This window comes from Limnohabitans sp. TEGF004, assembly GCF_027924965.1.
Lineage (GTDB): Bacteria > Pseudomonadota > Gammaproteobacteria > Burkholderiales > Burkholderiaceae_C > Limnohabitans.
On the sequence record NZ_AP027056.1, the window covers coordinates 2,550,046 to 2,573,827 of the forward strand.

Sequence of the window (23,782 nt, forward strand, 5' to 3'; positions counted from 1 at the left end):
TGCCCTATGGAAAACTTGAGTACTTATTCGCGCTTCGTTCAACGATTACGCCGCCGCTATGCCAATGCGCTGCATTTGCTGCCGCAGGGGGCGCCTGTCTTGGCAACGATGCAGACCTGTTTTGAGGCACTGCGCCAAACCCACAGCTGCAGCGATAGCCTGCGCATGCTGCGCCAGCTGGTGATGGAGCGTTTGGTGGTGCTGGACTGTGAGCAGAACGCCAACCTAGACACCATCACCTGCGCCGTGACCGAATTGGGCGAGTTCACGCTCAACATGGCCTTCCAAGAAGCACAAGCCCAACTCGATGGCAACTACGGCATGCCCACCACCCCCAGCGGCGAGCGCGCCACCTTGTGGATCATCGGCATGGGCAAATTTGGCGCCCGTGAACTCAATGTATCCAGCGACATCGACCTGATTTATGTGTACGACGAAGACGGTGAAACCACTGGCTTGCCCGATGGCCGCGGACGCATCAGCAACCACGACTACTTTGCCAAAGCCGTCAAGCTCATTTACACCTTGATTGGTGACACCACCGAACACGGCTTTGTGTTTCGCATGGACTTGGCCTTGCGCCCCAACGGCAACTCGGGGCCAAGCGTGGTGTCGCGCCAATCGCTGGAAGAATATTTCTTGGTGCAAGGGCGCGAGTGGGAACGCTTTGCCTGGCTAAAGAGCCGCGTGGTCGCCCCCTTCAGCGCCAAAGCCAATGCGTTTGAGCTGCGCGACACCGTGCTGCCCTTTGTGTTCCGTCGCTATTTGGACTACAGCGTGTTTGAGTCGTTGCGCGGACTGCACCAGCAAATTCGCAAGCACTCAGTCTCACGCAGCGCAGGACGGCCTGAGCGCGCCAACGATGTGAAGCTTGCACGCGGCGGCATTCGAGAAATTGAATTCACCGTGCAGCTGCTGCAAGTGGTGCGCGGCGGCCATTTCCCTGAGCTGCGCACACGCCCCACGCTGCAAGCCTTGCAGCGCCTGAGCCAGGCTAACCTCATGCCCGCCGCCACCGCCGATGCGCTGGCCAAAGCCTATGTGTTTTTGCGCCAAGTCGAACACCGCATTCAATACTTGGACGACCAACAAACCCATGCACTGCCCACCCACGACGAAGACCTGAATTGGATTGCGTTGACCTTGGGCTTTGGTGATGTGTGCGACTTCCTGGCACAACTCGACAGCCACCGCGAATTGGTGGCGCAAGAGTTTGACCGCTTGTTGGGCTTGGGCGAAAAAACCGAATCCAACGGCAACGGCGAATGCAAAGGCTGCACACCTAAAAACGATTACGTGGATTTGGCGTCTTTGCTGCCTGACTTGAACCCTCGTTTGCGTGAGCGCGTGAGCCATTGGTCTGAGCAGCCACGCATGCGCGCGCTGCGTGATGACGGCGTGCAACGTTTGCTCAAACTCTTGCAGCGCACCAACGCGTGGATTGACGATGGTCGTGTGACCGAAGAAGCCGCCATACGTTGGAGCGATTGGATGGAGCCGCTGCTGCGCCGCGAAAGCTATTTGGCTCTGTTGATCGAACGTCCACGTGTGCATGAGCAACTCATGCGATTGCTGGGGCTTGCGCGTTGGCCAGCCAAGTATTTGCAACAACATCCCGGCGTGATTGATGAGTTGGCAGGTGAAGCCTTGTTGGCCGAACGCTTTGTACCAGCTGAGTTTGAGCAAGAGTTAGAGCGTCGCTTGGACTCGCTGCAAGCCACCGGACAAGCCGACGAAGAAACCCTGCTCAACTTGCTGCGCCGCGCCCACCATGCCGAAGTGTTCCGCACATTGGCGCGTGACGTGGAAGGCCGCATCACCGTCGAACAAGTGGCAGATGACTTGAGTGCCCTGGCCGACAGCGTGTTGAAAATCACCAGCCGTTGGGTGTGGCAACACTTCAAGCAACGCCATCGCGACGAACCACAATTTGCCATCCTCGCCTACGGCAAGCTCGGCGGCAAAGAGCTGGGCTACGGCAGTGACTTGGACATCGTGTTTGTGTATGAAGACGAGCACGAGCGGGCGGGCGAAATTTACGCGTCGTATGTGCGCAAACTCATCAACTGGTTGACCGTCAAAACAGGCGAAGGCGACTTGTACGAAATCGACACCGCCCTGCGACCCAACGGCAACTCAGGTCTGCTGGTGTCCACCTTTGAGGCTTATGCCGACTACCAATGCCAACGCGGCGAAAACACCGCTTGGACTTGGGAACATCAGGCCATGACACGCGCGCGTTTTTGTCTTGGCGCACCCGCGTTACAAGTACGTTTTGATGCCGTGCGCGCCAATGTGATCAACGCCAAGCGTGACCAAACATCACTGCAACAAGAGATTGTGGCCATGCGTGACAAGCTGCGCGCAGCGCACACGGTGAAGCCTGATTTGTTTGATGTCAAACACAGCGCAGGCGGCATGGTGGATGTGGAGTTTGCGGTGCAGTACTTGGTGTTAGCCCATGCGCAACAACACCCCGCTTTGTTGGCCAACGTGGGCAACATTGCCTTGTTGCTCAGCGCTGAAAAAGCAGGCTTGTTGCCCGCAGGTGTGGGTGAAGCGGCAGGCAGCGCTTACCGAGAATTGCGCCGCGTGCAACACCGTGCACGCTTGGACGAGCAACCCACGCAAGTGCCAACGGCTGAACTAGAAAAAGAATGTGCGGCGATTCAGTCTTTGTGGCACGCGGTGTTTGATTGATTAGCCTTGACGAATCTTCTTCACCAAGGCGGTGGTGGAGTAGCCGTCGACAAACGGAATCGCTTGGGCGCGACCACCGTAGGCCAGCACCACTTGGGTTTCGGCCAGTTTGCTCATGTCGTAGTCGCCACCTTTGACCAACACATCCGGTCGCAACTCGGTGATGAGCTCCAAGGGTGTGTCTTCGTCAAACCAAGTCACCAAGCTCACTGACTCTAAGGCCGCCATCAAAGCAGCGCGGTCGAGCTCGTTGTTCAGCGGACGGTCTGGGCCTTTGCCCAAGCGGCGTGCAGAGGCATCGCTGTTCAAAGCCACCACCAAACTGCCACCTAAGCTGCGGGCTTGTGCCAAGTACGAGGCATGACCTCGGTGCAACACATCAAACACCCCGTTGGTGAACACCACAGGTCCTTGGGTGCGTAAGGCCGCCACGCGTTGCACGGCGTCTTGACGCGAAGCCAACTTGGATAAAAAAGCAGGAGGGAACAAAGTGGTGTCGGTCATGGTGCGCCAATTCTAGGCGGCACCCGACCGAACACGGGCAGCCTCAAGACCAGCCGTCGGCCTTGCTTTCAGAGCTGGTTTTGTGGCGATGCCAGTGGCTCACAGCTTCTGAAATTGAGTGCAGGTCGTGCAGCACCAGCACGCGCTCAATCTGCCGGCGGCGCAACGCCGAAGCACCGCCGCCCACCCACACCTCAACCGAGTCGGGCAACAGCAGATTGAGTTCCATCAAACCGTCGACCACATGGTTGGGGTTCATGTTGACGCTGAAACTCAAAGCCACCACATCGGCGGCATGGGCAATGGCCGCTTGGGCGATGTCGCGCACCGGCGTTTGCGTGCCCAACGACACGCAACGGCAACCTTGCAAAGTCAGCAAACTCTCCACCATCAACAAACCCAAACCGTGGGCCTCTTGTGGGAACGTGGTCAGCAAAACAACCGGCTCGCCGCCACCTTCGGGCTTGGGGATTGCCACAATGGCTTGGCGCATCAGGCTGCTGACGCACTCGGTGAACAAATGTTCTTCATGCACCGCCAGCTCCCCCCGCGCCCATGTCTCGCCCACCATGAACGTGAGTGGCGCCACCACCTCGGTCACAAAATATTGCAAGCCGTGCTGAGAGAGGGTTTTGAACAACTCGCGACGCATGCCCTCATGGTCTTGGGTTTGCAACATGGCAATGTAGGCCACCAAGTCTTGGCGAATGTGGGCGGCTTCCATCGCGCGACCGGTTTGCAGAGTGGCTTCGCCGCGGCTCAGGTGTTGCAAAGCATCGATGGTCAACGCCACGATGCGGCCTGGGCGATGGCCTTGGTCCATCAAACGTTTGATGACACGCAATTTTTCCACTTGCGCCATGGGGTAGATGCGCTCGCCGTTAGCATCACGTCCTGGAACTGGAAAGCCATAGCGACGCTCCCATACACGGAGTGTGTCTTTGCCAATCCCGGTGTCGCGCTCAACAGCGGAGATGGAGAGTGTCATTTGCGAATGGTCATCACGTGAATTCATAAGTTGAAATCCCCCGGTGGTCAGCGTGGAGAATGGATCTGTCTTGGACAGAAGTGCAATACTTCGCAAAGATTGTGTACGAACTAGGAGGGCTTTGAAATGAACCCACGCAACATTTTTATAGTGGTTTGCCTCATGGCCAGCATGGGCGTCGCCCACAGCGCAGCTGACGCTGGCACTTTCACAGCAGCCACTTGCCCAGCTGTGTTGCAGCACACGGTGGCTCGCCTGCAAGACGAAAAGCCACAAAATCTGTGCCAATACGCCGGTCAAGTGGTGGTGGTGGTCAACACCGCCAGCTTTTGCGGCTTCACGTCGCAGTACAAAGGGCTAGAAGCTCTGCACGCCAAATACAAGGACAAAGGGTTGGTAGTGCTCGGGTTTCCGAGCAACGATTTTTCGCAAGAACCCGAAAGCAACGCCAAAATTGCAGACTTCTGCGAAAACACCTTTGGCGTGAAGTTCCCCATGTTTGTGAAGACCACCGTCAAGGGTTCGGGTGCTTTGCCTTTGTTCAAGCAGTTGGCCGAACAAACTGGCACCACCCCCAAGTGGAATTTCTACAAATACATCATCAGCCGTGACGGCAAAACCATCAAAAGCTTCAGCAGCATGACCAACCCGCAAGATAAAAGTTTCGTCCAAGAAATCGAAAAACAACTCGTCGAAAAGCAAGCCATCGTGAAGGGCTCTGCGTCATGAAGCCACGCATCGCCATTGTGGGCTCAGGTATTTCAGGTCTGTCGGCGGCACACCATTTGCACGGGGCAGCCGACATCACTTTGTTTGAAGCGGGCGACTATTTCGGGGGCCACACACACACCGTCGACGTGACCTTGCCCACGCCGACAGGCACACAAACACACGGCGTAGACACGGGGTTTTTGGTTTACAACGAACGCACGTATCCGGGGCTGATTGCCTTGTTTGAAGAGCTGCAAGTCACGACTGTTAAATCAGACATGTCGTTTTCGGTGCAAGTGCCGCACGCGAACGGCAAAGGCGCTTTGGAATGGAACGGCGCCAACCTCAACACCGTGTTTGCACAACGCAGCAATGTGTTCAAGCCCAGCTTCTTGCGCATGCTGCGCGATGTGATGCGCTTCAACACCCTCGCCACCGAGCTGGCCGAGCGCAACCAAGACCACGAACTGGCCCAACCCCTGAGCGGCTTTTTGTTCTCACACAAATTCAGCGATGCGTTTCGTGACTGGTATTTGTTGCCCATGCTAGGTTGCATCTGGAGCTGCCCGACGGACCAAATGCTGAAGTTTCCTGTGGCCACCATGATTCGGTTTTGCCACAACCACGGGCTGATTCAAGTCAACAACCGTCCCCAGTGGTACACGGTGGCAGGCGGCGCACGCCACTATGTCGACAAGATTTTGGCGCGTATTCCCGACAAACGCCTCAACAGCCCCGTGCTCAAAATTGAACGCGACGCGCACAGCGTGACGGTGCAGACGCATGGGCGCAATGAGCGATTTGACCAAGTGATTTTGGCCACCCATGCCGACCAATCACTGGCCATGCTGGCCGAGCCCACGGCACAAGAACAGGCCACGCTCAGCGCCATTCGCTACCACCCCAACCGCGCGGTGCTGCACACCGACACCTCGGTGATGCCGCAGACAAAACTGGCATGGGCCGCCTGGAACTACGAGCGTGCCGCGCACAGCAGCACCGAGTCCACCCGTGTGTGTTTGCACTATTGGCTCAACTTGCTGCAGCCACTGCCTTTTAGCCAAGATGTGATCGTGTCGCTCAACCCTGTTCGCGAGATTGACCCCAAGCACGTGATTGGCGAATACGCTTACGCCCACCCCGTGTTTGACTTGCCCGCCATTCAAGCGCAGGCCCACATGCCACAGCTGCAAGGCCAACAACACACGTGGTTCGCCGGCGCATGGATGGGCTACGGCTTCCATGAAGACGGCTTCAAAGCTGGGCGTGATGCCGCACAGAACTTATTGGCCAGCCTGGCACCATGAACCCCATGACGCACAGCCCGACTTCACCCGCCAGTGAAATATCCAAAGCCATGATTGGCTTTGGCCAAGTGCGTCACACGCGTTTGCGACCCAAGGTGCATGCGTTCAACTACAGCACCTTCTTTTTAATGCTGCCCATGCGCACACTGCGCAGCTCGGGCGATGCGGTGTTGCCCATCAACCGCGCAGGGGCCATCAGCTTTCACGACACCGACCATGGCGATGGCCGCGGCGCTCAGTCAGGGGGAGCATTGGCGTGGTTGGATGAACTGCTGCAAGACGCGGGCATTCTGGATGCCACGGGCGAGACCTGGCTGCATTGCTACCCCCGCGTGCTGGGCTACACCTTCAAGCCCGTGAGTTTTTGGTATTGCCACGCCGCCGACAACACCCTACGCGCCATCGTGGTGGAGGTGAACAACACCTTTGGTGAACGTCATTGCTACTTGTTAGACCGTCCGCAATACGGTGTCGAACAACGTGCCGACAAAGTGTTTCATGTGTCACCGTTTTGTGCTGTGCAGGGCGACTACCGCTTTCGCTTCATGCGCACCGCCGACCACACCGTGGCACGCGTGGACCACGACGATGCGCAAGGCCCATTGATTGAAACCAGCGTGAGCGGCCTGCTCAAGCCCATCACCCGCGATGAGTTGCGCCACGCCCTGTGGGGCTACCCGCTGATGACCTTGATGGTGATGCTGCGCATCCACTGGCAAGCCTTCAAGTTGTGGCGCAAGCGTGTGCCGTTTTTTACCAAGCCCGCGCCGCCCAAAGATTTTGTAACCCGTTGAACCGATTCACAGCCCAGCCATGACCACCTCCACGACCTCGGCCCCCGTCCGCTCTGCCCCACAAGACATGCCCGCTGCTGCGCGACGCGTGTTGAGCTTGCTGCAACGTTTGCAACACGGCACCTTGCATGTGCAATGGCCCGATGGCAGTGTGGCGCAATACGGCGCAACACCTGCCTCTGGCCCTGCTCTCAACGCCACCTTGCATTTGCACAGCTATGCGCCGCTCACGCAAGCCTTGAAATCAGGCGACATTGGCTTTGCCGAAAGCTACATCGCGGGCGAGTGGACCACCAACAATTTGTCTGAGCTGTTGCAGCTCTTGGTGGCCAACCGCCGTGACATGGACGAGCTGATTTTTGGCAGCTGGCTGGGCCGCTTGTTTTACCGCGTGCGCCACCTGTTGCATCGCAATACGCGCAGCAACAGCAAGAAAAACATCCATGCGCATTACGACTTGGGCAACGCGTTTTATGAGCTGTGGCTTGACCCCACCATGAACTACTCGTCGGCTTGGTTTGACAACGACCGTGCCAAACCCATGGCCGAAGCACAGACTGCCAAAGTCCGCCGCGCCCTGCGCATGGTCGACGCCAAAGCGGGCGACCGCATTCTAGAAATCGGCTGCGGCTGGGGCGCTCTGGCCGAGTTGGGTGGAAAAGAATTTGGCGCACGCATGAGTGGCGTGACCTTGAGCCACGAGCAACTGGCCTTCGCCAACCAACGCATGCAAAAGCTGGGCTTGGCAAGCACCAGCGACTTGCGCCTGCAAGACTACCGCGACATCGACGATGGCCCTTATGACGCCATTTGCTCCATCGAAATGCTGGAAGCGGTTGGCCAAGAATATTGGCCCACGTATTTCGAGAGCGTGGCGCGCTTGCTCAAGTCGGGCGGCAAAGCTTGCGTCCAAACCATCGTGATCGATGACGCGCTGTTTGACCGCTACGTGAAAAGCACCGACTTCATTCAGCAATACATCTTCCCCGGTGGCTGCTTGCCCTGCCCGCGCGAGTTCCGCGCGCACGCCGAGCGCGCAGGCCTGAAGGTAATCGACGAGCTGGCCTTTGGACTTGACTACGCCGAGACTTTGCGCCGCTGGCGTCACCAGTTCATGACCGATAAAGCGCAGGTGTTGCAGCTCGGCTTTGATGAACGCTTTGTTCGCATTTGGGAGTTTTACCTCGCCTACTGCGAGGCGGCGTTTGAGCAGCACAACACCGACGTGTTGCAATTCACCTTGGTCAAACCATGACCACACGTCGCACCGCCTTGACCTATGTGATGCATGCCGCGTTGGTCAGCGGTGCAGGGGGCCTGGCCGTGGAGGCGCACGCCAACACGTCAGCAGCGGCCCCTGGTTTTGTACGCACCTTGCTGCGTGGCACGCCACGTCTGGTTGGACAACACCGCTTCACCTATTGGGGCTTTGAGGTGTATGACGCCAGTCTGTGGGCCAGCGCCGCATTTGCCCCTGAAGACTGGGCCAAACAAACCCTGATGCTAGAGCTACGCTACTTGCGTGACTTCAAGGGCACGGACATTGCTCAACGCTCGATGGATGAGATGCAAGGCCAGCGCGCGTTGACCACCAACCAAAAACAAAACTGGGCAGGCGTGCTTCAAACGCTCATTCCAAATGTGCGCAACGGCGAACGCATCACCGGTGTGTACGCACCCGACAAAGGCATGCAGCTGTGGCATCAAGACCGTGCTTTGGGTGAGGTGACAGACACCGAACTGGCACAACGCTTTTTCGGTATTTGGCTGGCACCCGAAACCTCGCAACGCCAACTGCGCCAACAACTTTTGGCAGGTGCACAGCTTTGATGCGCACACCCATCTTTTCACACAGAGCCGAGTTATGAACTTTTTAAAACCACTCAATACACCCATCACCGATTGGCACGGCCGCAGCGTCTGGCTCATTGGCGCCTCCAGCGGCATTGGTTTGGCCACCGCCAAGGCCTTGCATGCCGCGGGTGCCAAAGTGGTGGTGTCGGCTCGCAAAGCTGACTTGCTGCAACAGTTTGTCGACGCGCATCCAGGTGCCCAAGCTGTGGTGTTGGATGTGAGCGATGCGGTGGCCATCACCCAAGCTGCCAAATATGTGCAAGCCCAGCAAGGCTTAGACGTGGTGATGTATTGCGCAGGCTACTACGTGCCCGTTCGCGCCAGCGACTACTCGCTGTCTGAAATGCTGCGCCACCTCGACATCAATTACACCGGTGCGCTGCGTGTCCTGGACGCTGTGTTACCGGAGTTGCTGCCACAGCAACGTGGTCACATCAGCTTTATTTCTAGCGTGGCAGGTTTTCGCGGTTTGCCGCAAAGTTTGGCGTACGGCCCCACCAAGGCGGCACTCATCAACTTGGCTGAGGCCTTGTATTACGACGTGTCGCCGCACGGCATTGGCGTGAGCGTGATCAACCCAGGCTTTGTGGAAACACCGCTGGTGGCAGGCAATGATTTCCCCATGCCCGCGCTCATCAGCAGCACAAAAGCTGCACAAGAAATTCTCAAAGGGTGGCGCAAGGGTGAATTTCAAATTCACTTTCCCAAGCGGTTCACGCGCATGTTGTTGCTGTTGCGCATGCTGCCCTACCGCTGGTATTTCGCCTTGGTTCGCCGCGGCACGGGCATGTGATGCAAGACAGCCCAGAAGCCGCGTTGCAACGCGTGGTGCAATTTTTTGAACACCTGCAAGCGTCGGATGTGGCCCACATGGCCAGCATTTACACACACGATGCGCAGTTCAAGGACCCATTCAATGAGGTGCAAGGCTTGCCCGCCATTGAAGGCATCTTTGCCCACATGTTTGAGGCCTTAGATGCGCCCCGCTTTGTCATCACCCAGCAAGTGCAACTAGGCGAGCAGTGTTTTGTGACGTGGGATTTTTTGTTTGCCATGCCTCGCCTGCACAACGGCGCGACACAAACCATTCATGGCGCCACGCACTTTGTGCTGCGTGAAGAAGCGGGCGCATGGCGCGTGGCCGTGCACCGCGACTATTGGGATGCAGCTGAAGAGTTGTACGAAAAACTGCCCGTGGTGGGCAGCTTGATGCGTTGGCTCAAAAAACGTGCGAACAGTTAAACCGGCGCCGTGTCTTTGAAGCTTTGGCGTTGCGCCAAGCGTTCGTACAAAGCCTCTAGGTTGGGGTGCTGCGCACGCCAATCCAGCTGCGGAAAACGGAAATCCAAATAACCCAAGGCGGAGCCAACGGCAATGTCTGCCAAACTCAGATGGATGCCCACGCAATTGCTGCGCTCGGCCAAACCACGATGCATTGCCACCAAGCTGTCGTCAATCTTTTTCATTTGGCGCTCAATCCACGCATGGCTGCGTTCGCCATCTTTGCGGCCAGGCCAAGTGGCTTCCAGACGGGCAAGAATGGCCGCGTCCAACAAGCCATCAGCCAAAGCTTCCCAAGTTTTTACTTCGGCGCGTTCTCGGCCGCTGCCAGGAATGAGCTTGCCCACGGGTGAAAGGGTGTCTACATATTCAACGATGACGCGCGAGTCAAACAGCGCCTCGCCGCCTTCCATGATGAGGCAAGGTACCTTGCCCAAAGGGTTGGATGCCGTGATGTTGGTATCTGCAGCCCAGACGTCTTCGGTCACAAACTGGTAATCCAGTTTTTTCTCGGCCATGACGATGCGCACTTTGCGCACATAGGGGCTGGTAATTGCACCAATCAGTTTCATACGTTTCACATCGATTTGTTGATGCTGTAGTTTAGCGAGCTTGGCGTATACATGGCACTTGGGCCCAGCACCTAAAATTGCAGGATGAGCAATACAAACCACACTTCCCAAGCCATTTCCCAAGTCACCGCCCTGTCACCTCTCGATGGCCGCTACGCTGGCAAAGTCGCCGCTCTGCGCCCCTTGATGAGCGAGCAAGGTTATATGCACCGTCGCGTGCAAGTGGAGATTGCATGGTTCATCGCCTTGAGCGATGCGGGCTTTGCCGAATTCAAGCCTTTGAGTACCAAGTCACGCGACTATTTGATCAGCTTGGTCACCAACTTCAACACCGAAGACGCATTGGCCATCAAGGATGAAGAAAAAGTCACCAACCACGACGTGAAGGCCGTGGAGTACTGGATCAAGAAAAAATTCAAAGGCCACGCTGAACTCGAAGCCGCTGCCGAGTTTGTGCACTTTGCCTGCACCAGCGAAGACATCAACAACACCAGCCACGCGCTGCAATTGCAGGCGGGCCGCGATGAGGTCATCTTGCCTGGCCTCGATGGCTTGATCGCCAAGTTGCGCGAGATGGCCCACGCGTTTGCCGACGTGCCCATGCTGAGTCGCACCCACGGCCAAACCGCCAGCCCCACCACCGTGGGCAAAGAAGTGGCCAACGTGGTGATGCGTCTTCGCCAAGTGCGTGAGCGCATTGCGGGCGTGCACATCATGGCTCCAAGATGAACGGCGCGTGGGCAACTACAACGCGCACATGAGCGCTTGGCCTGACTTTGACTGGGAAGCCTTCAGCCGCAAGTGGTGGAAACACCCGCGCCTTTGGGTTTGGGCCTGACCTTCCAGCCCTACAGCATTCAAATCGAACATCACGATTACATGGCCGAGTTGTTTGATGCCGTGGCGCGTGCCAACACCATCCTGATTGACTGGTCGCGTGACGTGTGGGGCTATGTGTCATTGGGTTACTTCAAGCAACGTTTGAAAGCTGGCGAAATTGGCTCGTCAACTATGCCGCACAAAGTCAACCCGATTGACTTTGAAACGCCGAAGGCAATTTGGGTTTGGCCAACGCCGTGCTCAAACACCTGAGCGAAAAGCTACCCATCAGCCGATGGCAGCGTGACCTGAACCGACTCCACCGTGTTGCGCAACATGGGCGTGGCTTTGGGCTACACCGCGCTGGCGTATCAATCGATGATGGTGGGCTTGAACAAACTCGAGCTCAACGAAGAAGCCTTGGCTGCCGACCTTGACGCCGCATGGGAAGTGTTGGCTGAGCCCATCCAAACCGTCATGCGCCGCTACGGTGTGCAAGGTGCTTACGAACAGCTCAAAGAAGTCACGCGCGGCAAAACCGTCACTGCAGAAGCGCTGCATGGTTTGATTGCCTCGTTACAAATCCCTCAAGCCGACAAAGACCGCTTGCTGGCGATGACGCCCCGGCAGCTACGTGGGCAAAGCCGCCGAACTGGCGCGTCGCGTTTAATCAGATGGCGATCAAATCCACCATCTTCAAAGCGAACGTTCAGGATCGCCTGACATTGACCACAGCTACTACGCAGACCACGCACTGACCCTGGCGCGTCACCCAAGCGAAACCGACGAACGCATGATGGTGCGCTTGGTCGCGCTCTCATTGCAAGCGCATTTGCTACAAGACGTGTGCAACGGCGACGGCGTACTGGCGTTTGGCGCTGGTCTGTCGAACCCCGACGAACCCGATGTGATGCTGACCGATTTCACGGGCCGCAAACGACTGTGGATTGAAGTGGGTCAGCCCGAAGAAAAGCCATTGCTCAAAGCATGTAGCAAGGCTGACCAAGTGATGTTGTATGTATTCTCTAGCTCAGGCGATGTCTGGTGGAAGAACATGCAAAACAAACTCATCAAGCCCACGTCACTGCAGGTGTGGCGCATCCCTAGCAGCGCGTCGCAAGACTTGGCCAAACTGGCCGAGCGCAGCATGCAGCTGCAAGCGACCATTCAAGAAGGTGTGGTGATGATGAGCAACGGCAAGACTACCGTTGACATTGAGTGCGAACGCTGGAAGTAACGCCTAGTCAGCCTGGGCCCGCTCGGCGTATTTGTTAAAGCGCCAAGACGTGCCAATCATGGTGATGCGTCGCCATGTGCTGCGCTTCTCGCCCGGCGACATTTCTGGCCAGTACTGCACTTCTTCAAAGGTGCGACCGCAGCCCTTGCACTCTTCGTCGCCTTGGCTGGTGGAGCAAATTGCAATGCAAGGCGCATCGGGGTGGTGTTGTACCAACCTAGCCATGCGTCGTAGGCCTTTTTGGGGAAACCTTTTTCAGCTGCTTCTTCGTGGTGGTAATAAATCATCAGCGCATACACCTCGGCCAGCGCACGGATTTCGGGCGCGAGTGTGACGCCGTCGGGCGATGGCTTTTGTTCGCGCCAATAGTTGATGGCCGCCTCAATGTCGGTGATGTGAATGCCAGCCATCGCGTTAGAGTTTGTTACCTAAAAAGCAGGGGGGAAGTCGGGGTGTGGATGATAGCGGCAATGCTATGCTGACCGAGCAATGAAACTACTTTTAACTTGGGTACTGCACGCAACCGCCTTGATGGCATTGGCACATCTTTACAGCGGCGTTGAAGTCACGGGCTTTGGTGCGGCCATGGCAGCCGCTTTGGTCATGGGCATTTTTAACCTCATCGTGCGGCCGGCTTTGGTCGTGCTGACATTGCCGGTGACGTTTTTCACGCTGGGCTTGTTCATGTTTGTCATCAACGCTTTCATGTTTTGGGCCGCCGCTGGTTTGCTGGAAGGCTTTTGGGTCCGCGGCTTTGGCTCAGCCCTGCTGGGCTCGCTGATTTACTCGGCGTTTGGCGTGTTAATTGATGCCGCGCTCGAGCGCTTGTTCCCGCCGCAACCGCTCTAACTCGCGCAAACGGGCGTCAATGATGGACGCCTCCATGTGACCCGCCCGGTCTAGCTTTCCCTCACCTGCTATTTGGTGGGCCAGCAATTGGGCCGCTTTGAAACGGTCTACCGCCGCACCGTAATCCAACTCCATAGCGCGGGCCTCTGCATGCGCGCGAATGGCACGCAAGCCGTCACCTTGCAACTCATGCGCCGATGCTTGCACCAACCAAGCCGTGGCGTCGCGTGGGTGCTGGTTGAGCCACACCGACAAATCACTTGCTGCGGCTTTGCCTTGTGTAGGTTTGCGAGTGGCCACTCGGCTTTGGGCCAGTTGAATGCGTGTAGCTCGGTCGTTGTTCGCAATCACCGTGGCTTTGGTCTCTAACAAGGCCACCGCTTGCGCGGCGTCACCGGTCGCCAAAGCCAACTCGGCAGCCAACAAACGCACCACACGTTGGGCGCTCACCTCCAAGCTACCTAAGGCTTGCAAGCGCCCCAGGTACTGACGCGCTTCGCCAAAGTTGCGTTGCTTCATCTCGGCCATCGCAGCGCCGTACAGCATGCCTGCTTGTTTGGCTTTCGTCGCTGCCGCCAAAGTCGTTACGTTGGCTTGCGCGGTGATGGTGCGCAGGACATCAATGCCTGGATTGGCCAACACCTGCGCACGCGCAGCCATCATCGCGTGCATTGACGTGGTGGGCACAGCGCCACGCATGGGCAGCAACTGCTGACGCGCTTGCGCATCTGAAATACGCTCGGTCGTCATCGGGTGACTGCGCAGGTAAGGGAATGAACCGTTGTCGTTCAAACGCGCGGCCTGTTGCAGCTTTTCAAACATGGTGACAAAACCTTGTGGCTCGTAGCCGGCTTCGGTCATCACGCCGTAGCCAACGCGGTCCGCCTCGCGCTCCATGTCGCGCGAAAAGTTCAACTGGCTTTGTATGGCCGCGGCTTGGCCGCCCACCATCACCGCATTCGCCGCACTCATGCTGCTGGCGTTGGCAGTGCGGCTCGCAGCCAGCATGCCCAAAATCATGGCGCCCATCACCATGGGGCCTTGGCGCCCCTGCTGCGCAATCATGCGTGCAATGTGGCGTTGCGTGACGTGGCTCAATTCATGGGCCAACACCGACGCCAATTCGTCGGCGCTGCTGACCGCTGAAATCAAGCCCAAGTGCACGCCCAAATAGCCACCGGGCAGCGCAAACGCGTTGATGCTGCGCTCACGAATCAGCGCCACTTCCCACGCAAACTGTTGCTCCAACTCGGGCGTCAGCTCGCCGCGCTGACGCGCAGAGGCCAACAAAGGTTGCCAGATGGATTGCAAATAGTCGCCCAACACGGGGTCGTCTAAATAGTCAGGGTCACGGTAAATTTCGCGGGCAATGCTCTCCCCAAACGGCGCTCCACACCCAGTGGCACTTCGGCGCCATCCCCTAAGTTTGGCAAGCGCCCATTGTTGAGTTGCGCCTGCGCAGGCGCCATTGGCAGCAACATCGCCGCGCACACCCCCCACACGCCAAGGCGACGTAACAGATGGGGTAGGGTAGAAAACATGTGTGCCATGGACCGTATGATGCGGCTTTCATGTTAACCCGTTGTAAATTTCAGCATGTCCACACTCACACACTTTGACGCGCAAGGCCAAGCCCACATGGTGGACGTGGCCGACAAAGCCCACACCAAACGCGTGGGCGTCGCCACCGGCCGCATCGTCATGTTGCCCGCCACGTTGGGCCTAATTCAAAGCGGCACCGCGAAGAAGGGCGATGTGTTGGGCATTGCCCGCATTGCAGGCATTCAAGCTGCCAAGAAAACCAGCGACTTGATTCCCTTGTGCCATCCACTCGCGCTCACCCGCGTGGCGGTGGAATTTGCCATCGACGAAACCACGCACAGCGTGCAGTGCACGGCCACTGTGGAGACCGTCGGTCAAACAGGCGTGGAGATGGAAGCCCTCACCGCTGTGCAAGTGGCGTTACTGACTATTTACGATATGTGCAAAGCAGTGGACCGAGGCATGACGATGACCGAGGTGCATTTGCTTGAGAAGCATGGCGGTAAGTCGGGCAGCTACGTCGCACAATAAACTTCATTCTTGATCTACGACCCATACGCACATCACACCATGGCTACGCTCACCATCATCATTGCCGCCAAAAACGAAGCGCGCAATATTTCAGACTGTGTCCACTCTGCCTCTTTTGCCGACGAAGTCATCGTGTTGGACTCTGGCAGCACGGATGGAACACAACAACTGGCAGAGGCCGTAGGTGCCCAAGTCGTTTCGACAAATTGGCCAGGTTACGGTCCGCAACAATCTCGCGGCATAGGGCTTGCCAAATCGGATTGGGTGTTGTCGTTGGATGCCGATGAGCGCATCACGCCTGCGTTAAAAGCGGAAGTCCTTGAAGCAATTCATAGCAGCCGGGCTGATGGTTATCGCTTGCCCCGTTTGTCCAGCTTGTGTGGCACTTTCATCCACCACGGCGGATGGCGGCCTGACTACACATTGCGCTTGGTCAAGCGTGAAAAAGCGGGATTCACGCATCACTTCTTACATGCCCACATGACGGTTGATGGCACAAAAGCGGATTTGAACGAAAGCTTGATTCACTACAGCTATCGCGATTTAGACGATGTCCTGGAAAAACTCAACCGTTACGCATCAGGCAACGCCAAAGATTTAGACAACAAAGGCGTCAAAGGTTCCTTCAGCAAAGCCATCAGTCACGGGCTGTGGGCCTTCATTCGAACTTATATTTTTAGAGCCGGTTTTTTAGATGGTCGTTATGGTTTTATTTTGGCCGTGTACAACGCCGAAAGCACGTATTACAAATACTTGAAACTACTGGCTTTGCAAGAAGCACGCGACAAGGCTTAAGTCCCTCGTTCGCACACTACTTATTAGGTTGCGACTGCTTCACATCGTCTAGACGCTCGGTCAACGCCTGCGCTTGTGCGTCGTGGCCTAACAACTTACTGCTGTCAATCACGCGTTGCACCACACGCGCTTCGGGTGAGTAATGCATCAAGCGCAGCGCTTGTGGATACAACTCCGCCGCATTGTCTGTGGTGACCGTCTGCGTGGTGAGCTCAGCAAAGTCTGCTTGATTTTTGAAGAGCCACGATTGCTTGGCATGGTGCAAGGGGTTGTCTCGGTAGGCCGCATCGCGCGAAGCAGCTTGTCGGTAGATTTGCCCCACACGGTTGAAGTCCCATGCCGCGTACAAACAACCGATGAACAACAAGGCAGCCACCAGCATGGGGCCTTCTTGCGCTTCTTCTCTTGCAGGCGCATCAGGTGCTGCCCACAACACACCGATGGCCAAGCCCAAGGTCATTTGAAACGGACCGTACCAAAGTGGGTATTCCAGCAGGCTGTGCAAGCCCAGTACCAGCAGCAAGCACCAAGCCATCACACGCCATGCGTGTTGTTCACGCCACGGGGTGCGGCGCAGCACCCACACACATATCAACGCCATCACAGCCAGAGCAAATGGCACACCAAATTCGAGTGCCAAGTGCAACGGAAAGTCATGCGCGTTGTCCAGCATGTCGCAAAAACGCAAGATGTTGTAGTCCGTCATGAAGTGCGCATAGTCGGTCTCGCCCCAACCCCAACCCAGCCATGGGTGCTGTGTCACTAGCGCCAACACATTGCTCCACAACACGCGACGACCACCGCAAGCGGCATAGTCTTGCGCTTGACCTGTGACGCGCAAAATCATGCTCGCACCTTGCTCACCCGTCGTTTGTAAAGCCAGCAAAGGCATCCACACGGACCACAACGCCACCAGAACAGGGGCTGCCAACGCCAGCCACACCAAGCCTTTGCCAAATGCCGCTTCTTGCTTAGTGCTGCACCAGCCCCATGCCGCCATCAACACACCGACCAGCGCCCATTGCACAGCACCCGTGCGTGACACCGAACACGCCACGCCTGCGGCCAACACATTGAGCAAGACAAAGGTCAAGGTCCAGCCAACACGCGTCATGCGTTGCGCCTTGGTACGCACCGCCACCCAACCCAGCAACGCCACCAGTCCTAAGCTGGTGAGCGAGGCGAATTGGTTGCGCTGACGCAAGTTGGCAAAAGCATCGCCCTTCAGCGGCTGGTTCACCCAAGGCGCCAACTCACGCGCCAAGCCCAAATACTGCAACACACCCAACACCGCACTGGTGACCGCTGCGGCCAATATCCCCACCACCAACCAACGCAACAGCGATTCGTCCACCGCGGCTCGTCGGCCCACACCGGCCATGAGCCATACGCACATCAAAGACGCCAGCAGCCCCATCGTTAACGCACGGTCCACCACCTGTGGCACCCACAGCATTGAAGCCACCAACCACGCCAGCAACACGCCGCACATCGCGACTTCTGAAACGGTCCAGCGTGGTTTCGCCAGCGGCAGCTCAACCACTGCCAACAAGGCGCACGCCGCCATCATCCAGCTCACCAACAAAGGGATGACGGCTGTGGATGGGCTGCTGACAAAGGGGTTGAGCCACGGCAAGGCGACACACAACACCAAGATGACATTGCGCACCAAGAGGCTTTGAGCTGTAGACGAATTCATGGCGTGATTTTCTATCACTCAGGCGTTGCAAAAACAAAGGCGCCCGTAGGCGCCTGGATCGATGTGTGCATGCGCTTATTTGCAATCACTCGGCACATACTTTTTGTCCAATGCATCACTGGGCACAGACACGCCGACAAACGCGGTTGCATCTTTGGCCATGCACCTCCACTGCACCACGCCATCAATCGATGCACTTGTAGCTGTTGGCGCTGGCAATGCAGCTTCAGTCGTGCCGCTCTTGGTGAAAGGCACCAACAACAAGCTACCGCCGCCCGCAGCCGCCGTTGTGGTGATGGTGATGACGCCTGTGCTCGCAGCAATATCAATGCTGCTGATGTTCTTGGTCGCACCACCGAAGGTGTAGCCCGTTTTGTAGCCCGAGGTCGCCGTGCCAATGTTGCCGCTGTTGAGTACATCCAACACATTTGTTTTAGCCGCCGAAGCAAGACCAAGGCCTTCGCTCACACGCGCTCGAATCATGTAGTCTTGGTAAGCAGGCAAAGCTACCGAGGCCAGTACGCCAATGATGGCCACCACGATCATGAGTTCGATCAAGGTGAAGCCGCGTTGTAGGGTTTGTTTCATCGCAAGTCCTTTGGAGGTTGGGCACGAATTCTAGGCAGCGCCGCCAAATCATAAGCAGGTGCATGAGTTCAAAAAAAAGCGAGCGGTGAAACACCGCTCGCTTTGATCTGGGTAACTCCCGAAGGAGATTACTTCAACTGAGCCTTGAGCAATTTGCCCAATTCAGATGGGTTGCGTGTGACGATGAAGCCGCACTCTTCCATGATGGCCAGCTTGGCATCTGCAGTGTCTGCACCGCCAGAAATCAAAGCACCCGCATGGCCCATGCGCTTGCCGGGAGGGGCAGTCACACCAGCGATGAAACCAACGATGGGCTTCTTCATGTTGGCCTTGCACCACTGTGCAGCTTCAGCTTCGTCTGGACCACCGATTTCACCAATCATGATGACGGCGTCTGTGTCTGGATCGTCGTTGAAAGCTTTCATCACGTCGATGTGCTTCAAACCGTTGATGGGGTCACCACCGATACCGACTGCGCTGGATTGGCCCAAGCCCACTTCGGTCAACATCGCCACAGCTTCGTACGTCAATGTGCCTGAACGAGACACAACGCCGATACGGCCTTTGCGGTGGATGTGACCGGGCATGATGCCGATCTTGATTTCGTCAGGTGTGATCAAACCAGGGCAGTTAGGGCCGAGCAACAAGGTTTTCTTGCCGCCAGCAGCTTCCTTGGCTTTCATCTTGTTACGAACTTCAAGCATGTCACGGACTGGGATGCCTTCGGTGATACAGATGGCCAAGTCGAGGTCAGCTTCCACAGCTTCCCAAATGGCAGCAGCTGCACCAGCTGGTGGCACGTAGATCACAGACACGGTTGCGCCTGTGTTGTGCGCAGCTTCTTTGACAGAGGAGAAAATTGGCACGCCAAAAATGGACTCGCCAGCCTTCTTGGGGTTCACACCCGCAACGAAACAGTTTTTACCGTTTGCGTACTCGATGCACTTTTCAGTGTGGAACTGACCGGTTTTACCGGTGATACCTTGGGTGATGACCTTGGTGTTTTTATTGATGTAGATGGACATGTTTTTTCCCTTACTTCACGGCTGCAACGATAGACGTTGCGGCTTCGGCCATGGTGTCGGCAGAGATGATTGGCAGACCTGATTCGGCCAACATTTTCTTGCCCAGCTCGTCGTTGGTGCCTTTCATGCGCACAACCAATGGCACTGACAAGTTCACGGCTTTACAAGCTGTGATCACGCCGCTGGCGATGGTGTCGCACTTCATGATGCCGCCGAAGATGTTGACCAAAATGCCTTTGACATTCTTGTTGGCCAACATGATCTTGAAGGCTTCGGTGACTTTCTCAGCTGTCGCGCCGCCGCCCACGTCCAAGAAGTTGGCAGGCTCGCCGCCAAACAACTTGATGGTGTCCATGGTGGCCATGGCCAAGCCAGCACCGTTGACCAAGCAACCGATGTTGCCGTCCAAGGAGATGTAGGCCAAGTCAAACTTAGAAGCTTCCACTTCAGCAGGATCTTCTTCGTCCAAATCGCGGTAAGCCACGATTTCGGGGTGACGGAACAATGCGTTGGCATCGAAGTTGAACTTCGCGTCCAAAGCCATCACGTTACCTTTGCTGTCGCGGTTCAGTGGGTTGATTTCCACCAAAGATGCGTCAGTTTCCATGTAGCACTGGTACAGCTTCTTGAAGATGTCCACGGCTTGAGCGGTGGAGTCAGCAGGCATGCCAATGGCGTCTGCAATCTTCTTGGCCTGTGCATCGCCCAAACCAGTCAACGGATCGATGAACTCGGTGATGATTTTTTCTGGGGTGCTGTGGGCAACTTCTTCAATGTCCATGCCGCCTTCGCTGGAAGCGATGAAAGCAATCTTTTGCGTTGCACGGTCAGTCACGACTGACACGTAATATTCTTTGTTGATGTCGGCGCCGTCTTCGATGTAGAGGCGACGCACTTTTTGGCCTTCTGGGCCAGTTTGGTGGGTCTTGAGCTGCATGCCCAAGATCTCTTCGGCCAAACGCTTGACATCATCAATGGTCTTAGCCACTTTGACGCCGCCGCCTTTGCCGCGGCCACCCGCGTGGATTTGAGCTTTCACAACCCAAACTGGGCCGCCCAACTTTTGCGCGGCTTCCACCGCTTCTTGTACCGTGAACGCAGGGATACCGCGTGGCACTGGCACACCAAATTGACGCAAGATTTCCTTGCCTTGGTACTCGTGAATCTTCATGAGATCTCTCTTAGTAATCGGTGGATTTGTAACGTTTTGTTTGGTTGACGACACCTAAGAGCCGCTCCACACAAAGCCTTGAGACTGTATCATGCTGCATCGCGTCAAACTTTTAACTGGCTTACAACAGCCTAGCGACGCCTCACATTTTTGTACTTTCTGGCGACATCCATGTCTAAAGTCTTCATCGACGGCGAAGCCGGCACCACAGGTCTACAAATTCGCGAACGCTTGGCGCTCATGCCAAGCATCGAAGTCGTCAGCATTGACCCCGCGAAACGCAAAGACCCCGAAGCCAAACGCGAGCTGATGGCTGGCGTGGACATGGTCATCTTGTGCCTGCACGACAACCACGCGATTGAGTCCGTCGCCATGATCGACAGCCTGAGCGGCACGAAACCCAAAATCATCGACGCCTCCACTGCGCACCGTGTTGAGCCTGGTTGGGTTTATGGCTTCCCCGAGTTGGCCGCAGGCCAACGTGATGCCGTGGTCAACGCCGACCGTGTGGCCAACCCCGGCTGCTACGCCACAGGTGCCATCGCTTTGCTGCGTCCACTGATTGACGCAGGCTTGGTTCCTGCTGACCTTCCCGTAGCCCTGCCTTCGGTCAGCGGCTACTCAGGCGGCGGCCGCACCATGATTGAGGACTACGAAGCTGGCAAAGCGCCGCTGTTTGAAGCCTATGCACTTGGTCTAGAGCACAAGCACATCCCAGAAATCATGGCCTACACCGGCCTCACACGCCGGCCTTTGTTTGTGCCATCGGTGGGTAACTTCCGCCAAGGCATGTTGGTGCAACTGCCCATCCATTTGGACATGCTGCCAACCAAACCCAAAGCGACTGACCTGCACGACGCGCTGGCCAAACACTACGGCCAACACCCAGAAGGCTGGGTCAGCGTGCAACCCGCCACCGACAACGGCAAACTCGACGCGACCGCGTTGAACGACACCAACAAACTAGAAATTCGCGTCTTCGCGAACGAAACCCATCGCCATGCAGTGCTGATGGCGCGATTGGACAACTTAGGCAAGGGCGCTAGCGGCGCTGCGGTGCAAAACTTGCAATTGATGTTGGGCGTTTAAAAGTCTTCTGCGCCAGCGACAACTTTGCGCACGACCTCAGGCGCAAAGCCTCGGCTCACTAAAAACCGCACTTGTTTGGCACGCGCCGCTTGGTCCACAGGCGGCTCGCCAAATTTCTTTCGCCAGACTTCGCGGGCTCGCTCAAGCTCGGTGCTGCGCATCTCTTGCACGGCTTCGGCGATGGCCTCAACAGGCAACCCCTTGGCTTGCAATTCTTGACGCACCCGGGATGCACCGAGCTTGCGAGAGCGGCTGTTGACCACTGACTCCACCACACGCTGCTCGTTGATGAAGTCTTTGGCCTGCAAAAAATCTAAGGCCTCGGCCAGCTCGCCCGGCGTTTCTTCAAAAGGTTTGAGCTTGCGCTCTAGCTCAAAGCGCGAGTGCTCGCGTTGCGAGAGCAAGCGCAAGGCTCGGCCTTTGAGTGAGATTTGAAACCCCTTGGCCCTTTTCGCCTTGGGTTTCTCGTCTTCGTTTGAATCGACGTCGTGTGTCACGAGGCTGACTTTTGGGTTGACGCTTTTGAGCGAGCGTTAAGCCACTACGCCGTCTGCATCTGCATCAGCAGCGCCCTTGACGTCTTTCGCTTCTTTGGCAGCCTTAGAGGCCTTGGGCGCTTTTTCTTCTTTGGCCGCAGGTGCATCTACACCGCCAGCCAACAAAGGAATACCCAAAGATTCGCGCACTTTGTTTTCGATCTCGAAAGCCAAGGCTTCGTTTTCGCGCAAGAACTCACGGGCGTTGTCACGGCCTTGGCCAATCTTTTCGCCTTGGTAGGCGTACCAAGCGCCAGACTTTTCAATGACTTTGGCGTTCACGCCCATGTCAATGATTTCGCCTTGGCGGCTGATGCCTTCGCCAAACAAGATGTCGAACTCTGCCGTCTTGAAAGGAGGCGCCACTTTGTTCTTCACCACTTTGACTTTGGTTTCGTTACCCACAGCCTCGTCACCACGCTTGATGGTGCCGGTGCGACGAATGTCCAAACGCACAGAAGCGTAGAACTTGAGCGCGTTACCGCCAGTGGTTGTTTCTGGCGAACCAAACATCACGCCAATCTTCATGCGGATTTGGTTGATGAAGATGACAGTGCAATTGGTCTTCTTGATGGAAGCCGTCAACTTGCGCAGCGCTTGGCTCATCAAACGGGCTTGCAGGCCTGGCAATGAATCGCCCATGTCGCCTTCGAGTTCGGCCTTGGGTGTGAGGGCGGCCACAGAGTCGACCACCACCAAATCCACCGCGCCAGAGCGCACCAAGCTGTCAACCACTTCCAACGCTTGTTCGCCGGTGTCGGGCTGGCTGATGAGCAGGTCTTGCAGGTTCACGCCGAGCTTTTGGGCGTATTGAGAATCCAAAGCGTGCTCAGCATCCACAAACGCGCAAGTGCCGCCTTGTTTTTGCATCTCGGCAATCACTTGCAAGGTGAGGGTGGTTTTGCCCGATGACTCTGGGCCGTAGATTTCGATCACGCGACCACGCGGCAAACCGCCCACGCCCAAGGCAATGTCTAAACCCAATGAGCCGGTGGACACAACTTGGATGTCGTCAATCACTTCTCCTTCGCCCAAGCGCATGATGGTGCCCTTGCCGAATTGTTTTTCGATTTGCGCCAAGGCGGCTTGGAGGGCTTTGGCTTTTTCGCTGTCAGCGACGATGGGTTTGTTGTTCATGAGAAATCTCCGTTAAATCAAGGGCTTACCGAGAATGTCCAGTTACTGTGTTT

General features: G+C 56.6%; 22 protein-coding genes and 4 pseudogenes. 15 read left to right on the plus strand and 11 right to left on the minus strand.

Features of this window, described 5'->3' with window-relative positions; genetic code table 11:
* Positions 1–6: 6 nt before the first annotated feature.
* Positions 7–2,700 carry a bifunctional [glutamate--ammonia ligase]-adenylyl-L-tyrosine phosphorylase/[glutamate--ammonia-ligase] adenylyltransferase gene (glnE, locus tag LINBF2_RS12510; protein ID WP_281889310.1) on the plus strand — a complete coding sequence of 898 codons (2,694 nt, stop codon included), beginning with the start codon at positions 7–9 and terminating at the stop codon, positions 2,698–2,700.
* Here glnE and rfaE2 read toward each other — a convergent pair whose 3' ends face one another.
* Complete coding sequence (gene rfaE2, locus LINBF2_RS12515; protein ID WP_281889312.1) at positions 2,701–3,204, minus strand: D-glycero-beta-D-manno-heptose 1-phosphate adenylyltransferase; 504 nt, start codon at positions 3,202–3,204, stop codon at positions 2,701–2,703. It lies immediately after the preceding gene.
* 43 nt (positions 3,205–3,247) lie between these two features.
* The gene (locus LINBF2_RS12520) at positions 3,248–4,219 is read right to left on the minus strand and encodes a MerR family transcriptional regulator (protein WP_281889314.1); all 972 of its coding nucleotides are present in this window, start codon (positions 4,217–4,219) and stop codon (positions 3,248–3,250) included.
* Between the two features lie 135 nt (positions 4,220–4,354).
* Here LINBF2_RS12520 and LINBF2_RS12525 point away from each other — a divergent pair, with 135 nt between their 5' ends.
* The 7 genes from LINBF2_RS12525 to LINBF2_RS12555 are packed head-to-tail and all read left to right on the plus strand — an operon-like array spanning position 4,355 to position 10,100.
* On the plus strand, positions 4,355–4,921 hold the full coding sequence (locus LINBF2_RS12525) for a glutathione peroxidase (RefSeq protein ID WP_281891341.1): 567 nt from the start codon (positions 4,355–4,357) through the stop codon (positions 4,919–4,921).
* Positions 4,918–6,210, plus strand: coding sequence for an FAD-dependent oxidoreductase (locus tag LINBF2_RS12530; RefSeq protein WP_281889316.1), 1,293 nt, complete (start codon positions 4,918–4,920; stop codon positions 6,208–6,210). Before LINBF2_RS12525 ends, LINBF2_RS12530 begins: the two co-directional genes overlap by 4 nt.
* Before the next feature lie 5 nt (positions 6,211–6,215).
* Positions 6,216–7,004 (plus strand): DUF1365 domain-containing protein, encoded by a 789-nt coding sequence (locus LINBF2_RS12535; protein WP_281891342.1) that lies wholly within the window; start codon positions 6,216–6,218, stop codon positions 7,002–7,004.
* Positions 7,005–7,023: 19 nt separating this feature from the next.
* Positions 7,024–8,259: a cyclopropane-fatty-acyl-phospholipid synthase family protein gene (locus tag LINBF2_RS12540; RefSeq protein WP_281889318.1), complete on the plus strand. Its 1,236-nt coding sequence runs from the start codon at positions 7,024–7,026 to the stop codon at positions 8,257–8,259.
* Positions 8,256–8,834, plus strand: a complete 579-nt coding sequence (locus LINBF2_RS12545) for a chalcone isomerase family protein (protein WP_281889320.1) — start codon at positions 8,256–8,258, stop codon at positions 8,832–8,834. Before LINBF2_RS12540 ends, LINBF2_RS12545 begins: the two co-directional genes overlap by 4 nt.
* 34 nt (positions 8,835–8,868) lie before the next feature.
* A complete protein-coding gene (locus LINBF2_RS12550) occupies positions 8,869–9,651 on the plus strand; it encodes an SDR family NAD(P)-dependent oxidoreductase (RefSeq protein WP_281889337.1) in 783 nt (260 codons plus the stop codon).
* Positions 9,651–10,100 (plus strand): nuclear transport factor 2 family protein, encoded by a 450-nt coding sequence (locus tag LINBF2_RS12555; protein ID WP_281889339.1) that lies wholly within the window; start codon positions 9,651–9,653, stop codon positions 10,098–10,100. Before LINBF2_RS12550 ends, LINBF2_RS12555 begins: the two co-directional genes overlap by 1 nt.
* Here the strand turns inward: LINBF2_RS12555 and LINBF2_RS12560 are convergent.
* Positions 10,097–10,711: a glutathione S-transferase N-terminal domain-containing protein gene (locus LINBF2_RS12560; RefSeq protein ID WP_281891343.1), complete on the minus strand. Its 615-nt coding sequence runs from the start codon at positions 10,709–10,711 to the stop codon at positions 10,097–10,099. The genes LINBF2_RS12555 and LINBF2_RS12560 overlap by 4 nt on opposite strands.
* A 204-nt stretch (positions 10,712–10,915) precedes the next feature.
* On the opposite strand from LINBF2_RS12560, the pseudogene LINBF2_RS12565 reads away from it, so the two are divergent.
* From LINBF2_RS12565 to LINBF2_RS12575, 3 pseudogenes are all read left to right on the plus strand, one after another.
* A pseudogene (locus LINBF2_RS12565) lies at positions 10,916–11,803 on the plus strand (lyase family protein).
* Positions 11,804–11,866: 63 nt separating this feature from the next.
* Positions 11,867–12,100: pseudogene (locus tag LINBF2_RS12570) on the plus strand (adenylosuccinate lyase); the annotation flags it as partial.
* Between the two features lie 104 nt (positions 12,101–12,204).
* Positions 12,205–12,767 (plus strand): annotated as a pseudogene (locus LINBF2_RS12575) (YaeQ family protein).
* 3 nt (positions 12,768–12,770) lie between these two features.
* Here LINBF2_RS12575 and LINBF2_RS12580 read toward each other — a convergent pair.
* A pseudogene (locus LINBF2_RS12580) lies at positions 12,771–13,177 on the minus strand (DUF3717 domain-containing protein).
* A 79-nt stretch (positions 13,178–13,256) separates the two neighbouring features.
* Here LINBF2_RS12580 and LINBF2_RS12585 point away from each other — a divergent pair.
* On the plus strand, positions 13,257–13,616 hold the full coding sequence (locus LINBF2_RS12585) for a phage holin family protein (protein ID WP_281889341.1): 360 nt from the start codon (positions 13,257–13,259) through the stop codon (positions 13,614–13,616).
* Here the strand turns inward: LINBF2_RS12585 and LINBF2_RS12590 are convergent.
* The gene (locus tag LINBF2_RS12590) at positions 13,569–15,107 is read right to left on the minus strand and encodes a M48 family metalloprotease (protein ID WP_348773709.1); all 1,539 of its coding nucleotides are present in this window, start codon (positions 15,105–15,107) and stop codon (positions 13,569–13,571) included. The genes LINBF2_RS12585 and LINBF2_RS12590 overlap by 48 nt on opposite strands.
* A 105-nt stretch (positions 15,108–15,212) precedes the next feature.
* On the opposite strand from LINBF2_RS12590, the gene moaC reads away from it, so the two are divergent.
* Both moaC and LINBF2_RS12600 read left to right on the plus strand, forming a co-directional pair.
* Positions 15,213–15,689 (plus strand): cyclic pyranopterin monophosphate synthase MoaC, encoded by a 477-nt coding sequence (gene moaC, locus LINBF2_RS12595; RefSeq protein WP_281889343.1) that lies wholly within the window; start codon positions 15,213–15,215, stop codon positions 15,687–15,689.
* A 39-nt stretch (positions 15,690–15,728) separates the two neighbouring features.
* Positions 15,729–16,484, plus strand: a complete 756-nt coding sequence (locus LINBF2_RS12600) for a glycosyltransferase family 2 protein (RefSeq protein WP_281889345.1) — start codon at positions 15,729–15,731, stop codon at positions 16,482–16,484.
* Between the two features lie 16 nt (positions 16,485–16,500).
* Here the strand turns inward: LINBF2_RS12600 and LINBF2_RS12605 are convergent, their stop codons facing one another.
* The 4 genes from LINBF2_RS12605 to sucC all read right to left on the minus strand — a co-directional run bounded on the left by LINBF2_RS12605 (position 16,501) and on the right by sucC (position 20,967).
* Positions 16,501–18,183 (minus strand): Wzy polymerase domain-containing protein, encoded by a 1,683-nt coding sequence (locus tag LINBF2_RS12605; protein WP_281889347.1) that lies wholly within the window; start codon positions 18,181–18,183, stop codon positions 16,501–16,503.
* 75 nt (positions 18,184–18,258) lie between these two features.
* Complete coding sequence (locus LINBF2_RS12610) at positions 18,259–18,771, minus strand: pilin (protein WP_281889349.1); 513 nt, start codon at positions 18,769–18,771, stop codon at positions 18,259–18,261.
* A gap of 128 nt (positions 18,772–18,899) precedes the next feature.
* Positions 18,900–19,796 carry a succinate--CoA ligase subunit alpha gene (gene sucD, locus LINBF2_RS12615; RefSeq protein ID WP_281889351.1) on the minus strand — a complete coding sequence of 299 codons (897 nt, stop codon included), beginning with the start codon at positions 19,794–19,796 and terminating at the stop codon, positions 18,900–18,902.
* 10 nt (positions 19,797–19,806) lie between these two features.
* Positions 19,807–20,967 (minus strand): ADP-forming succinate--CoA ligase subunit beta, encoded by a 1,161-nt coding sequence (gene sucC, locus LINBF2_RS12620; protein WP_104801911.1) that lies wholly within the window; start codon positions 20,965–20,967, stop codon positions 19,807–19,809.
* Between the two features lie 171 nt (positions 20,968–21,138).
* On the opposite strand from sucC, the gene argC reads away from it, so the two are divergent.
* A complete protein-coding gene (gene argC, locus LINBF2_RS12625; RefSeq protein WP_281889354.1) occupies positions 21,139–22,056 on the plus strand; it encodes an N-acetyl-gamma-glutamyl-phosphate reductase in 918 nt (305 codons plus the stop codon).
* On the opposite strand, the gene recX is transcribed toward argC, so the two are convergent.
* Positions 22,053–22,553: a recombination regulator RecX gene (gene recX / locus LINBF2_RS12630; RefSeq protein WP_281889356.1), complete on the minus strand. Its 501-nt coding sequence runs from the start codon at positions 22,551–22,553 to the stop codon at positions 22,053–22,055. The genes argC and recX overlap by 4 nt on opposite strands.
* A 36-nt stretch (positions 22,554–22,589) precedes the next feature.
* Positions 22,590–23,729, minus strand: a complete 1,140-nt coding sequence (gene recA / locus LINBF2_RS12635) for a recombinase RecA (protein ID WP_281889358.1) — start codon at positions 23,727–23,729, stop codon at positions 22,590–22,592.
* Between the last annotated feature and the right edge of the window lie 53 nt (positions 23,730–23,782).